The organism is Flavobacteriales bacterium (genome assembly GCA_025210295.1).
In the GTDB taxonomy this organism is placed as follows: Bacteria; Bacteroidota; Bacteroidia; order Flavobacteriales_D; family Parvicellaceae; genus S010-51.
The window spans coordinates 549840-563155 of record JAOASC010000016.1 but is presented as its reverse complement, the minus strand read 5'-3'; the positions used below and the strand labels follow the sequence as shown (position 1 = coordinate 563155).

At 34.0% G+C, this 13316-nt stretch carries 12 protein-coding genes; 4 read left to right on the top strand and 8 right to left on the bottom strand.

Annotation, left to right across the window (positions count from 1 at the left end; translation table 11 throughout):
* Window positions 1-69: 69 nt before the first annotated feature.
* From N4A35_05020 to N4A35_04985, 8 genes are read right to left on the bottom strand one after another with little or no spacing between them, the layout of a single operon-like run.
* Window positions 70-1401 carry an MATE family efflux transporter gene (locus N4A35_05020; GenBank protein MCT4580761.1) on the bottom strand — a complete coding sequence of 444 codons (1332 nt, stop codon included), beginning with the start codon at window positions 1399-1401 and terminating at the stop codon, window positions 70-72.
* Window positions 1391-2497 (bottom strand): pyridoxal phosphate-dependent aminotransferase family protein, encoded by a 1107-nt coding sequence (locus tag N4A35_05015; protein ID MCT4580760.1) that lies wholly within the window; start codon window positions 2495-2497, stop codon window positions 1391-1393. Before N4A35_05015 ends, N4A35_05020 begins: the two co-directional genes overlap by 11 nt.
* Window positions 2498-2499: 2 nt before the next feature.
* On the bottom strand, window positions 2500-3639 hold the full coding sequence (locus N4A35_05010) for a hypothetical protein (protein MCT4580759.1): 1140 nt from the start codon (window positions 3637-3639) through the stop codon (window positions 2500-2502).
* Window positions 3640-3648: 9 nt separating this feature from the next.
* Entirely contained in the window at window positions 3649-4437 is a 789-nt protein-coding gene (locus tag N4A35_05005; protein MCT4580758.1) for a TIGR02757 family protein, read from the bottom strand.
* Window positions 4434-4838, bottom strand: a complete 405-nt coding sequence (locus N4A35_05000; protein MCT4580757.1) for a hypothetical protein — start codon at window positions 4836-4838, stop codon at window positions 4434-4436. The genes N4A35_05005 and N4A35_05000 overlap by 4 nt, the downstream gene beginning before the upstream one ends.
* Window positions 4838-5347, bottom strand: a complete 510-nt coding sequence (locus tag N4A35_04995) for a phosphoribosyltransferase family protein (protein ID MCT4580756.1) — start codon at window positions 5345-5347, stop codon at window positions 4838-4840. Before N4A35_04995 ends, N4A35_05000 begins: the two co-directional genes overlap by 1 nt.
* Window positions 5340-5753: a DUF423 domain-containing protein gene (locus N4A35_04990; protein ID MCT4580755.1), complete on the bottom strand. Its 414-nt coding sequence runs from the start codon at window positions 5751-5753 to the stop codon at window positions 5340-5342. The genes N4A35_04995 and N4A35_04990 overlap by 8 nt, the downstream gene beginning before the upstream one ends.
* Entirely contained in the window at window positions 5750-6496 is a 747-nt protein-coding gene (locus N4A35_04985; protein ID MCT4580754.1) for a glycosyltransferase, read from the bottom strand. The genes N4A35_04990 and N4A35_04985 overlap by 4 nt, the downstream gene beginning before the upstream one ends.
* A gap of 155 nt (window positions 6497-6651) precedes the next feature.
* On the opposite strand from N4A35_04985, the gene N4A35_04980 reads away from it, so the two are divergent.
* The 4 genes from N4A35_04980 to N4A35_04965 all read left to right on the top strand — a co-directional run bounded on the left by N4A35_04980 (window position 6652) and on the right by N4A35_04965 (window position 13262).
* Window positions 6652-8445, top strand: a complete 1794-nt coding sequence (locus N4A35_04980; protein MCT4580753.1) for a DUF1800 domain-containing protein — start codon at window positions 6652-6654, stop codon at window positions 8443-8445.
* Between the two features lie 24 nt (window positions 8446-8469).
* Window positions 8470-9876 carry a DUF1501 domain-containing protein gene (locus N4A35_04975; GenBank protein MCT4580752.1) on the top strand — a complete coding sequence of 469 codons (1407 nt, stop codon included), beginning with the start codon at window positions 8470-8472 and terminating at the stop codon, window positions 9874-9876.
* Window positions 9877-9901: 25 nt separating this feature from the next.
* Window positions 9902-10636 carry a T9SS type A sorting domain-containing protein gene (locus N4A35_04970; protein MCT4580751.1) on the top strand — a complete coding sequence of 245 codons (735 nt, stop codon included), beginning with the start codon at window positions 9902-9904 and terminating at the stop codon, window positions 10634-10636.
* A gap of 115 nt (window positions 10637-10751) precedes the next feature.
* Complete coding sequence (locus tag N4A35_04965; GenBank protein MCT4580750.1) at window positions 10752-13262, top strand: PKD domain-containing protein; 2511 nt, start codon at window positions 10752-10754, stop codon at window positions 13260-13262.
* Window positions 13263-13316: the final 54 nt, after the last annotated feature.

The window sequence follows — 13316 nt, the reverse complement described above, 5'->3', positions numbered from 1 at the left end:
AAAATAATAAATGATTTTTTAAAAGTCTAAAGAAAAACATAGAAGTTAAGGAAAGTTAACATTTTAAAGTTATGGTGATGTTAGTTGGTATTTCTTGAACAAAATAAATAGACTAGCAGCTCTCCAAAACATCCAAGCAAAAAAAGCATACCAAATACCTTGAATATTAAAACCTAAAAAGTCAAAAAGAACTATCAAGGGAATGAAAATAAGAAAAGTACCAACTAACAAAATATTTCGAAGTGTTTTGGCTTCTCCTAATCCTTTAAAAATACCATCAAGTGTAAAAGCAATCGAGTTAATAGGTTGAGCAAGGATGATAATCCAAAAGAATGAAAAGAAAATAGTCTGGTCTAGGCTATTGTCAAAGTATAGGGCAGCAATTTTTTCTCTAAAAATAAAGTATGTCAATCCTAGTAATGTAGCAATAACGCTGTTTAATTTAATCAAGTATAATCCCAATTTCTTTAGCTGTCGAATATCCTTTTGTCCCAAGAGTTTTCCAGCTATAGCGTTCCCTGCATTGGAGTATCCGTCGATAAAAAAAGAAGAAAATAGCCAAATATTTATACCAATAGCATAAGCCGATAGCGCATGTTTTCCATAACCATTAGCAAAACGTAAAGCGATAATAAAAGTAGCGTTAAGTGCAAGTGTTCGTATGAGCATGTTTAATGTCAATAACAATGTGTTCTTGAGCTCAGGGTTTATTTTTAAGGAAAGTTTTAAGTCAAATGGAGTCTTCTTTAATAGAAAAATAATGGATAAACTAAACATAATAACCTGAGCAATTAAACTCGCTAGTGCAGCACCTTGTACTCCCATTGAGGGAATGTAGCCGTCTATACCATGGATCAGTATGAAGTCAAGAATTAAATTAAAAACACCTCCGATTAAACTAATATACATCGCCCATGACGTATTTTGATAACCTCTAAAAATACCAAATACCCCCGCAATAAATAAAGAAAGAGGAAGGCCAATTGCTCTTATTTTATAGTAGTCAAGTGAAAACCCTAATGTTTTTAGATTGGTGTCATTAAATAAAAAAGCAGAAATCGGTTGATAAAATAGAACTGTAAGTAACCAAAAAATAACACCTAATAAAATACTTAAAACTAAGGATTGAGGAATTAATGTTTTAATCTTCTCGAGTTGATTCATCCCTAAATATTTTCCAACTTGAGCAGAGATTGCTGTCCTTACTTGAGCTAGTCCCCATACTAGGGTAGAAATTAACCCAACGGCTAATCCAACTCCTCCTTTAGCCTCCGTAGCATGCTCAGGAATTTGTCCAATAATAGCTAAATCAACTAAACCCAACAGAGGTTCCGTGATGTTATATAAAATAGCTGGTATCGCTAATTTATTGATGTCAGCTAAAGAGATGCTATCTTTCATATAATTGATTGATAAGATGAGCTAATTGAGCAGTTTCCTCCAGTGTATTAAAACTATGAAGACATATTCTAATACATTCATTCCCCTTGGAAACAGTAGGGGATAGTATAGGTTTTATATCAAAATATTTATTTTGTAGCTGTTGAGCGATCAACTTCGTTTGGCTATTGTTACCAATAATAATTGCAATAATAGCACTATGATTGCCAGTTGTATAGCGAATGTCTGAAGATAAATGCTCTAAAAAATGAGCCTTTAATTGTTGGAGGTATTTACGGCTTGTTTCAGTTGCTTTTAATTTCAAATATTGTTGATGAATAGTTTGGGTAGTCGACAATGATGGAGCTGTTGTGTAAATGAATGATCGACAAAAGTTAATTAAGTAATTACGTAGTTCATTGGATCCTAGTACGGCAGCCCCATGACAACCTAATGCTTTTCCAAAGGTGATAACCCTAGCAAAAACTTGGTGTTCAAGGTGAAGAGCATTAATCAGACCTGAGCCATTAGGACCAGCTATACCAAAACTATGCGCTTCATCTACGATGAGGTAAGCCCCATAAGTTTGACATAATTGACTCATTTCTTCGAGGTCTGGTGAATCGCCACTAATAGAATAAATAGCTTCTACTACAACATAAACAATAGCGTCTTGATGGGTTTCCAGTTTCGCTTTTAAGTCACTAGAGTTGTTATGCTTAAACGCATAACTTTTAGCATTAGAGAGTCGAATTCCATCTCGAATACTGGCGTGTATTTCCTGATCAAATAAAACAATGTCATTGCGTTGAGGTAAACTAGATAACAACCCAAGATTTGCCGAATAACCGCTATTAAAAATTAAACTGGATGCGACATTATGATACTGGGCAATAAATTGTTCTAGATCTTCTATTTCATGATAATTTCCCGAGATAAGTCTAGAACCTGTAGCGCCAACTTGAGAAGCGTGATTAAAAGTATTTTTAGCTAATCCCAAGTAGTCATTAGAACTAAAGTCAATCGTTTCTACATCGGAATTGACTGAAAGTGTACGATAAAAATTTTCGTCAACTCTAGTTTGAATTTTTCGTGCTAGTTTACCTGGCAGTTTCATGACTATTTCTCTCGTTTTTCTAATTCATTATTGATTAAGTCTACGACCATAGAGAGTTTAGTGTTTTTGATTTCTAATTCAGCTTTCTCTGCTGCTCCCATTGATTTTGATTTAAGCTTAAGTTTCATTTTATTAGCACCAATAGTAGGATTTATTTTTGCTCTTCTTAATTTTAAATCTTTAGTGCTCATTTTGGCAATGTCTTCTTGCGTTAATAAATGATCTTCTTTTTCAACTTTTTCAGTTGTTTTTGGTGTATAGTTAGAAGAACTGTTCTGCTTAGCTTTTATTTGTTCTTTAACTTCTTTTTTCTGTGCCTCTAATTTATTTTCACGATCTTTAAATGCAGTTCTTTCAGCTTTAGTTAACGTGTTCTTCTCTAGTTGTAGATTTACTTTTTCTAATTTATTGAGCTTAATCTCTTTTTTGAATTTTAATTCTTTTATTTCAAGTTCGGTAATCTCAGCATCTTTACCTGTAACTTTACCTTTAGCTATCTTTTGTTCTTTATTCTGAATTTTTTGCTCTATAGAATTGATGGAGTTGTTAAGGCTTACTTTTTGATTTTGTAACCCTTCTTCTCTAGTTTTACCAGAGATAAAATCATCCATAGATTGCTCCCTTTCAGCCGCGCGTTGTTCGCGTTTTTCTTCTTGCTTTTTAAACCAGTCATCATCAGATTGATCATTTGATTGAGCCGAAGAAGAGTTAGATGAAGAAGGGGAATTAGAAGATGTAGCTGAACTACCACCGCAAACTAATCCATAAGATGCTGCTAACATACTTTCACTAATAAAACCTCCAGATTCTTTAGCCATCATTTCTGTAATCTCTTCCATTTTTAGGTGGAAAAAATTGTTTTCATCTAGTTTCCCGTAACCATTAACTTCCCACTTTTTTTCTCCATTGTCACATCTTTTTTCTCCTTTCCAATCGAGGTATAAACTATTTAATCCATTAATGTGAATAGTAGCTTCTCCAGCATCATTGGTCACACCAGAACCTCTTTTTTGTCCTTGGATATAGGCCGATACTGTGTGTCCAGATACGCCTTGCCCTTTGTAAGTAACCTTTAGTTTTACATCTTGGGCAAAAAGGAATACTGTAATGAGTGTAAAAGTTGTTGTTAGTAATGTTTTCATAGTAAATGTTTATTTAAAATTTTCGTTAATTCCTAGCCCAAATAAGGCAAAATCATATTTTACAGGATCATATTGATCTAGTTGTCTTAAGTTTTGATCAAGCTCTTCAAGCGCTTTCCAATCATTTTGTTGGCGCGACAATATATTCAAAGACCGCGCCACATTGCCAGAATGAACATCTAAAGGACAAGAGAGGATTGAGGGAGAAATTGATTTCCAAATTCCAAAATCAACCCCTTTGTTGTCATTCCTGACCATCCATCTTAAAAACATATTGATTCGCTTTGCTGCAGATCCTTTGGCTGGATTAGAAACATGTTTAAAAGTTCTTTGGTTATTTTCCTGCGCGATTTCAAAAAAAGAAGACCTAAAGTTAATGATAGCTTCTTTAATCGATGTAGAGTTAGGGGAGATCGCATTTGAAAATAAGTGTTCTAAACCACCATGCTTTTGATAGCAGTATTGAAGTGCTTTGATAAAATAATTTAAATCAGCACTATTGAAAGTTCTATGTTTAATAGCTTCAAGGTATTTAAAGTCTGTTGTTTCATTATAATTTAAAACAAAATTATAAGGTTGAAAATCCATGGCTTCTACAATACGTTTGCCATTTCTAATAATCATTTCTCGTTTTCCCCAGGCAATAGTAGCAGTTATAAAACCACTTATTTCGATGTCTTTCGGATCTGAAAAAAGATGAGGGATACTAATCGGATCATTTTCGATAAAACTTAGGTTGTTGTATTGTTCAACTTTATTATCTAAAAAAGTTTTTAACTCATCAAAATCTAAACTCATACTTGTCGTTTTAATGTGATTTTAAAAGCAATCCATGCCCCCCAAAAAGTCAAGAGTATATCAAGGATAACATACCAAATTGGGTGATAGGGGATAACAATAAGATTGAAAACAACATAAAAGAAAAAAATAGCGCCAATGATAAGTCCTGCTTTTCCAATAGATTGGGAAAACTTATTGCCTAGATAACTTCCTAAAAATGCACCGCAAAAATGAGAAAAGATGATAATAAGAAAAGCGTAAACAGGAGTTGACTCCATTGTTCTTTTTAATGCAGCTGCATCACTCAAGTCAATTCCTTGAGGTGTAGGGTGTACAAAATGACCAATAGCTTGAATAAGTGCTACAGTAAATACACCAATTAGAAGACCTAAGCTTACACCTATTATTTTTCTAACCATTAATTTAAATAAACTTCAAATTGATTTTCAGAAACTTCAACAACAGAAATGTGTTCTTTTAAAGTAGTAGATAAGGTTAAACCAACAAAATCAGCGCGAATAGGGAAGAGACGATGTCTTCGATCTACTAGAACTACAGTATTTAATTGTGAAATATTCTCTTCCAGTAAAAAACTAGCTGCATGAATTAATGTTTTACCAGAATTCAAAACATCATCAATTAATACAACACACTTATTTTCTAATTCTTTTTTACTTCCAGACAATTCAATTGCACTAGAGTTGGGAATGTCTTTATTAAGGGTGAGTTTCAAAAAAGACAATTTTAGTTGAGATATTTGACTCAAAATATCATATATTTTTGTCGCAATTTTCACTCCTCTGTCACTAATTCCAATAATTACAATTTCATCTTTGTTGTAATGTAGTTCAATTAACTCTCGGGCAATTCGTTGAAGTTTTTGCTCAACTTGTAAGGGTGATAAAATAGCAATTTGATCTTTATTCATTGTTGAAGTTAACTTTTAGTAAATTGATAATAAAAAGTAGCCATCCAGAGATTAATAATAAGCCTCCTAGCGGTGTTAAAGGGCCAAATATTTTCGGTAAAAAGTCTATAGCAAAACTGTAGTTCATAGCAAGGAGGTATATAGAACCAGAAAATAAAACAGTGCCTGCTTTAAATAATATAGAAACTGTTTTAAGCTTCAGTTTAGGAAATTGAATTTGAAGAATCGCTAATAAAATTAATGCTAATCCATGGATTTGTTGATATTGAACACCCGTTTTCCAACTAGCTATTTTTGAAGCGGGGTATGCTAGAGTTTCACGAAGATAATGAGCCCCAAGTGCTCCTAAAATAACAGCTATAAATAAAGCTATACCACCAAAAATTAATGTTGATTTTATATTCATTTTTTACGAATAAATTGACTTACTTTCCTTAAAGGTTTTAGATATAAAGAGTAAAATTTAGGGTCCATCTGATTAATTTCCCAGGCTTTCCTGTCTTCTTTATTGGCTTTTAGCCTATTTGAAATAGAAGCGTTACTTTGACCTCCAACTCTCATTTTAGTAATCGTTTCAGGATAATAGGTTGTAGAAACGTTTTCTTTATGAAGCATTCTAAGCATTAATTCATAGTCTGCAGCTGATTTAAGAGAAAGGTTGTAAGTACCATATTGATCATATATTTTCTTTTTTAAGAAAAATGTAGGGTGTGGCGGCATCCAACCTTTTAAAAATGCATCTTTTTTATAAACGCCCGACTTCCAGTACCTAATAATTTTATCAGTGTTTTTCCGATCTACATAAACAAGGTCAGCATAAATTGAATCATAGTCTTTGATATTTTTAGCTATGTTTTCAATGACATTTTTATTTGCATAAAAGTCATCAGAATTAAGAATACCAACGAGTTCCCCTTTGGCTAATCGTACCCCTTTGTTCATGGCGTCATATATTCCTTTGTCAGGTTCTGAAACAATGGTGTTAATCCGACTTTTATATTGGTTGATAATATTAAGTGTGTCATCTGTAGAACCTCCGTCAATGATGATGTACTCAATGTTATCATAGGTTTGATTAATAACAGAAAGAATAGTATCCTCTATCGTTTCTTCACTATTATACGATATCGTTATAATGCTAATTTTCACTTAAATAAAATTATAAGCTATAAAGATAAACTATTGTTTCTAATAAAGGAGAGAAAAGTAATTAGAATCAAGTTATTTTTAAAATATCGGTAATTTTTAACAAAATTAAGTTTTATTGTTGTATATTTCCAATTGTAAATTTTTGAAAAAATAATATGAAAAAAATCTACTTATTGTTTGGGCTTGGACTTGTATGTAATGCCTTGTTAAGTCAGGTTTATGATGACTATATTGGGGCCGGACATTCTGATGGAATAGTGGTAACAACAAGCGACAATTATCAATTATATCAGGGAGCTGAATATGCCTCAGGAGATAAAACTTTAGGAGGTCAAGGTTTAGTAGGAAAACAAATGGAAGCTTCACGTTTTTTATCTCAAGCTTCGTTTGGAGCTGATATGGAATTGATCAATGAAGTTGCCGATTTAGGAATTGAAAACTGGATTGACCAACAGTTGAATACCCCTCCTACATATTACACAGATACCTTAGATAGTATATATCATAAGTCTTTGGGTATTTATGTTGCGAATGGTGGAGATTCGGCCGATTATCCAATACGTCCCAATCATGTCCACATGGATTATGCATGGTGGCAGAATAATATGTTAGCTAAAGATCTATTACGCCAGAGATTAGCCTATTCATTAAGTCAAATTTGTGTGATCTCATTAGAAGGAGGTTTGAGCGGTTATTCAGCTGGAGTAGCCAATTATTATGATATAATGGTTAGAAATGCTTTTGGTAATTATAAAGACTTATTATTGGAAGTCAGTCTTCACCCTGCAATGGGAAATTACCTAAGTCACATGAATAATCCGAAAACTGATACGGTAAATAATATTTTTCCAGACGAAAATTATGCTAGGGAAATTATGCAATTATTTTCAATAGGATTATACCAATTAAATTTAGATGGAAGTTATCAATTAGACGCCAACAATAACCCAATTCCAACTTATACCAATGCAGATATAAAAGAATTTGCTAAAGTATTCACAGGGCTTGGAGTAGGAGCAAGGTTAGACACCAACAATACTTACTTTGGTTTAGGAATTTATATCGCCGATTTAACTGTGCCGATGCAAATGTATGAGGAATGGCATGAACAAGGACCTAAATACTTATTAGATGGTTATGTCATTCCAGATGGTCAAACAGGAATGCAAGATATAGAAGATGCTGTAGAGCACTTATTTAATCATCCTAATGTTGGTCCTTTCTTAGCAAAAAGATTAATTCAACGTTTAGTAAAGTCAAATCCTACACCAAGTTATATTGCTGCTGTAGCAGGGGCATTTAATGATAATGGAGCAGGTGTAAGAGGAGATATGCAAGCTGTGATTAAAGCAATATTGTTACACCCAGAAGCAAGAAGTTGTGCTTGGTCTACTGATCCTGATCAAGGTAAACTAAGAGAACCAATATTAAAATACACTGACTTTGTTAAGTTTACAGATGTTCTTTCACCTCTAGGGAATTATTGGAATTACAGTTATTGGTATAAAGAAAACACAGCCCAACACCCTTTAAGGTCACAAACAGTATTCAATTTTTATGGACCTGATTATACTCCATCAGGAATGATTTCTAACAACGGGTTAGTGGCTCCAGAATTTGAGTTGTATAATACAAGAACAAGTGTAGGGTTTGCTAATCAAGTTTATTATTGGGTAGAAAGTGAAATTATGTTGAGAACAGCACATTATGAAGATTACACTATTGCTAGAACAAATCTTTCTCCTTTGATGGAAGTAGCCAAAAGTAGCGATGCTATAATTGATCATTTAGATGTTGTTTTAACTCATGGACAACTCTCGGATAGAACCCGTGCTATTATTAAAGAAACATTAGATCAAAACTCAATTAGTTTAACAGAACTAAGCTACAGAGTAAGGTTGGCAACATACCTTATTTTAATAAGTCCAGATTATAACATTTTAAAATAAAAAGTATTTAAATCTTTAGATATTATGAAAGATTCAAAGTTTCACCAATCAAGACGAAATTTCATAAAACAAGCTAGTTTAGCCTCTATTGGTTTAACTACACCGATGTCTTCTATTATTAATTTTAAAGCAATGAATGCTTTGGCTAGTAGCGCACCACCACCAGCAAGTGGTTATAAAGCGTTAGTTTGCTTTTTCTTACATGGAGGAAATGATTCATTCAATATGTTAATGCCTAGAACAAGTACAGAGTATAACCATTATGCTGCCACTCGTTCTAATTTGGCGATTAATCAGAGTGCAATGTTACCTATTGGTGGCGTAGGAGGAAACTATGGAGTTCATCCAAGTTTATCTGGTGTGCAACAGCTTTTTGATAATGGTGGTTTGTCCTTTATTGCTAATGTAGGGACAATGATAGAACCCGTAACAAAAACGCAGTACGAAAATGGAAGTGTACCTTTACCTTTAGGTTTGTTTTCTCATTTAGATCAATACAATCACTGGCAAAGCGGAAGCCCTCATTTAAGAACGAATAAAGGATGGGGAGGACATATTGCAGATTTGATCAGCTCATCGAATAATAACACAAACATTTCAATGAATTTGTCGTTATCCGGATCAAATATTTTCCAATATGGACAAAATTCTGTTGAGTTTTCAATGAATTATAATGGGGCACTAATGCCTATTAATAGAAATGCGACCTGGGGAAGTAACCCTATGAGGAGAGCAGCCACGGATAGTATTTTAAACTTTGGTTATCAAGATCAGTTTCAAAAAACGTATGCCGATATTTTTAAAGGGTCAATTGAGGCAGGAGAGGAGTTTCAAGCTGCAATAGATGCTGTTCCTGCATTCTCAACGACATTCTCATCAACAACTTCCTCTAGAAATTTCCACATGATAGCGAAAACAATAGCGGCAAGAAATACACTAGACTTTAACCGACAAATCTTTTTTGTAAGATTAGGTGGGTGGGATCATCACGATGAGCTCTTAACCAATCATGCGATTAAATTACAGGAAGTGAATGATGCGTTAGTAGAGTTTAAAAGTGCGTTAGATGAAATGGGAATGTTTGATGATGTCACAACATTTGTCGCTTCAGAATTCGCAAGAACACTAACCACTAATGGCGATGGATCTGATCATGCTTGGGGAGGAAATGCTATGGTGATGGGCGGAAACGTAAATGGCGGAAACATATATGGAACTTATCCTTCGCTAGAAATAAACAGTGCTCAAGTTAGCGGAACGCGTGGAGTCGTAATTCCTACTACAGCTACCGATTCTATGTTTGCTGAACTGGCTTTATGGTATGGGATCAATCCATCAGATTTACCAACTATATTTCCTAACTTAAATAATTTTCATAATGTAGCTGGGCTGTCAACCAGTACACCTCCTATAGGATTTATGAATATGTAATAAACTGACTTTAATTAAATCGAAAATGAAAAGAATAATATTAGTTTTAATTGTAAGCTTTTGGCTGCTGGAAAGCTTTGGACAATGTTATCCAGATAGACATAATACCACATGGTATGATGGATGGATTTCTTGCCAAACAGCACCTAGTCCCAACCCTGTAAGAGGCAATTCTCATTGGGTACAATATAATTTAGGGACAACTTATGTATTGCATGACTTATTTATTTGGAATACCAATGCTCCAGATTTATTAGATTGGGGAATGCAAGAAATTGTGATCGATTATTCTGTAGATGGTATTACTTGGACTGAATTTGGTACATTTACCCTAAATCAAGGGACAGGATTTAACCGTTATGAAGGAGAATTTGTTGTGGATTTTGATAATGTAAGAGCGAACTATGTCTTGATTACTGGGGTGAATAATTTTGGTGGAGCTTGTTATGGACTGAGTGAAGTTAAAATTAATGTAGATAATACTGTAAACATTAATGAAAATCAATGCCTTAAAGCAAATGTTTATCCAAACCCGTTTAATAATCAGTTAAATTTAAGAGTAGGAGAGAGTTGTACCAATAATTTAATTAACTATAGTATTGTAGATGCAATGGGTAGGGTTGTCGTTGTGAAAAATGCAATCTCTAAAGGTGAAACAAAAGAAATTTTAAATGGAGAAAATATTTTGCCTGGAATTTATTTTGTTACACTAGAAAATGGAGAAATAACTTCAAAAATTAAGGTGATTAAATATGAGTAAAAGACTTATAATATAAGAATGAGTAAAAAAAGTTGCTGTAATAGCAACTTTTTTTAGCTTTTACGTCTTTATATCGATAAGTTTTAGAATAAATTAGCTAATTGAAACATAATCAATGAATAACATTAGAGTTTTTATCTCAGCATTATTGGGTATTTTAGTTTGGAATATTCAAGCTCAGCAAGGTTGTGATTTAAATGCAATAAGAACTGCTTTTACCAATGCTGGTTGTACAGAACTGCCGAGTTGTCAAAGCAGTTGCAGTATGTATTTTTATAATCCACAATCTTTATCCGGTGTTGCCGCTCAACAATTTGCAGAAAGCTTAGGTGCTAATTTAATTTCTGTTCAATCGGCAGCTGAAAATAATTGTATCAGTACAGCATTAACGAATAATGGTTTTGGTGGAGTGATTTGGATTGGATTTACCGATGAAAATTCAGAAGGCAATTATTATTGGTACGATGGTTCACCAGTAATTTATACTAACTGGAGAGCTGGAGAACCAAACAATAGTGGAGGGAATGAAAATTGTACGCAAATTTTTCCAGATGGTTTATGGAATGACTTGAATTGTGGAGGTTATACTTCTAAGTCGGTCATAGAAGTTGGACTTTGTCCACAAATAACGGCTAGTAATGATACTACAATTTGTAATACAACTTCAGCGTCTTTGGTCTGTTCAGATGCTTTATTTGGTTCTGCTCCATATACTTATACTTGGTCTGATGGACAAACAGGTCAAGCAATAACAGTTACGCCAAGTGTTACTACAACGTATACTGTTACAGCTACAGATAGATACGGATGTTTTGTGACGGAGGATGTCGTGGTTAATGTCATAAATAATATTGATGCCAACTTTACAAGTTCCGAATATTGTGTCTATGAACCAGTACAGTTCTTAGATGCTTCTACAGTGGTAGCACCAGATAATATTAATGGGTATTTTTGGGAGTTTGGAGATGGAGCTTTTGGAACGGGGGCTTCAACTACCTATCAATATGCAACGGCAGGAACATATACTGTTAAATATGGAATCACCTCTGATTTAGGATGTATCGACTCAGTCGAACAAACCATAACAATATACAATCCACCAAGTGCAGATTTCAACTTTAATAATGGCTGTCCGAATGCCACAACTACTTTTGAAGATAATTCAGCAGGTAATGGAACTATAATTACAGCTTGGGAATGGGACTTTGGTGATAATTCTGGGGTTGGTTCCAACTCAATAGAATCGTACACTTATACACTTTCGGGTAATTATGATGTTGAGTTGATCATAGAGGATGATCAAGGATGTAGGGATACAGTCGTACATAGTGTACAAGTTTATGAGGAACCCCAAGTGACATTTAACTTTGTCAATAGTTGTTTGTATGATGAAACCAATTTTGTAGATGCATCTATTGTAACAGCACCAGACAATATCGTGTCATGGAGTTGGGATGTTGATGGTGATAATATCGAAGATTATACGACTCAAAATGTAGACCATTTGTATACTTTAGCAGGAGATTATGATGTCACATTAACTGTAGAAACCAATAATGGATGTACCAACAGTTTAACTCAATTAATTAGTAAGTTTCCTGTGCCGCAAGCTGGTTTCTCGGCTTCTACAACTTGTGTTAATGGTGATCCAACTCAGTTTGTAAATACTTCTTCAATAGCATCAGGAAGTATAATACTTAACGGTTGGGATTTTGGTGATGGAAACACTTCAACACAAACAACACCAACCAACAATTATACTATTGCTGCAAGTTATCCTGTAACTTTGGGAGTGCTTTCAGATAACGGTTGCGTAGACAGTGTAACTTATAGTGTCGATGTTTTAGGAAAACCAACAGCAGCTTTTACACAAGATACAACTGGTGGGTGCCCAATAATGTGCGTGGCTTTTACAGATACTTCTTATGATGATGTCGCAATAACGACTTGGAGTTGGAAGTTTGAAAATAATTATGGAGAAAGTAATGAACAATTCCCTAGTTATTGTTATACAACAAGTGGTACTTATGATGTTGGATTAGCGATAGTTAATGCTCAGGGATGTAAAGATACGCTCTTGCAAACTAGCTTAATAACAATTCATGAAACTCCAGTGTCAGATTTTACTTTATCACCAACATCAACAGATGTTCAAAATGCTACCATAACTTTTACCAATAGCAGTACAGATGCTGCTGCATGGAGTTGGGATTTTGGCGATGGTAGTGGAAATAATTACAGTGATTATGATCCGTCACATTTATATGGTGATTCTGGCCGTTATGAGATTCAATTAATTGTTTATAATGCAAGTTTGTGCAGTGACACTAGTTATCAGTTTGTAGAAATTTTACCTGTCGATGATATCTTTGTTCCTAGTGCATTTTCCCCAAATGGTGACGGTAAGAATGATATCTTGTATGCTAGAGGTTTTATAGGAGTAATGTATTTTGCTGTATTTGACCGTTTAGGAAATAAGGTTTTTGAATCAGAAGATAAAGAGCAAGGATGGGATGGAATGATAAATGGGAAAGCAGCTTTAGGAGGAGTATATACCTGGTATTTACAAGCAGAAGTTAATGGAAATGCCTATCAGCTTAAAGGAGATGTAACGTTAATTAGATAGAAACATACGGTTAATAATTAACTGATATGTCTTTAAATTAAGCAATTAAACTTT

What these genes read in the sequence shown, in the direction of transcription:
- N4A35_05020 (MCT4580761.1), bottom strand. Translation starts at nt 1,401, where the DNA reads ATGAAAGATAGCATCTCTTTAGCTGACATCAATAAATTAGCGATACCA.
- N4A35_05015 (MCT4580760.1), bottom strand. Translation starts at nt 2,497, where the DNA reads ATGAAACTGCCAGGTAAACTAGCACGAAAAATTCAAACTAGAGTTGAC.
- N4A35_05010 (MCT4580759.1), bottom strand. Translation starts at nt 3,639, where the DNA reads ATGAAAACATTACTAACAACAACTTTTACACTCATTACAGTATTCCTT.
- N4A35_05005 (MCT4580758.1), bottom strand. Translation starts at nt 4,437, where the DNA reads ATGAGTTTAGATTTTGATGAGTTAAAAACTTTTTTAGATAATAAAGTT.
- N4A35_05000 (MCT4580757.1), bottom strand. Translation starts at nt 4,838, where the DNA reads ATGGTTAGAAAAATAATAGGTGTAAGCTTAGGTCTTCTAATTGGTGTA.
- N4A35_04995 (MCT4580756.1), bottom strand. Translation starts at nt 5,347, where the DNA reads ATGAATAAAGATCAAATTGCTATTTTATCACCCTTACAAGTTGAGCAA.
- N4A35_04990 (MCT4580755.1), bottom strand. Translation starts at nt 5,753, where the DNA reads ATGAATATAAAATCAACATTAATTTTTGGTGGTATAGCTTTATTTATA.
- N4A35_04980 (MCT4580753.1), top strand. Translation starts at nt 6,652, where the DNA reads ATGAAAAAAATCTACTTATTGTTTGGGCTTGGACTTGTATGTAATGCC.
- N4A35_04975 (MCT4580752.1), top strand. Translation starts at nt 8,470, where the DNA reads ATGAAAGATTCAAAGTTTCACCAATCAAGACGAAATTTCATAAAACAA.
- N4A35_04970 (MCT4580751.1), top strand. Translation starts at nt 9,902, where the DNA reads ATGAAAAGAATAATATTAGTTTTAATTGTAAGCTTTTGGCTGCTGGAA.
- N4A35_04965 (MCT4580750.1), top strand. Translation starts at nt 10,752, where the DNA reads ATGAATAACATTAGAGTTTTTATCTCAGCATTATTGGGTATTTTAGTT.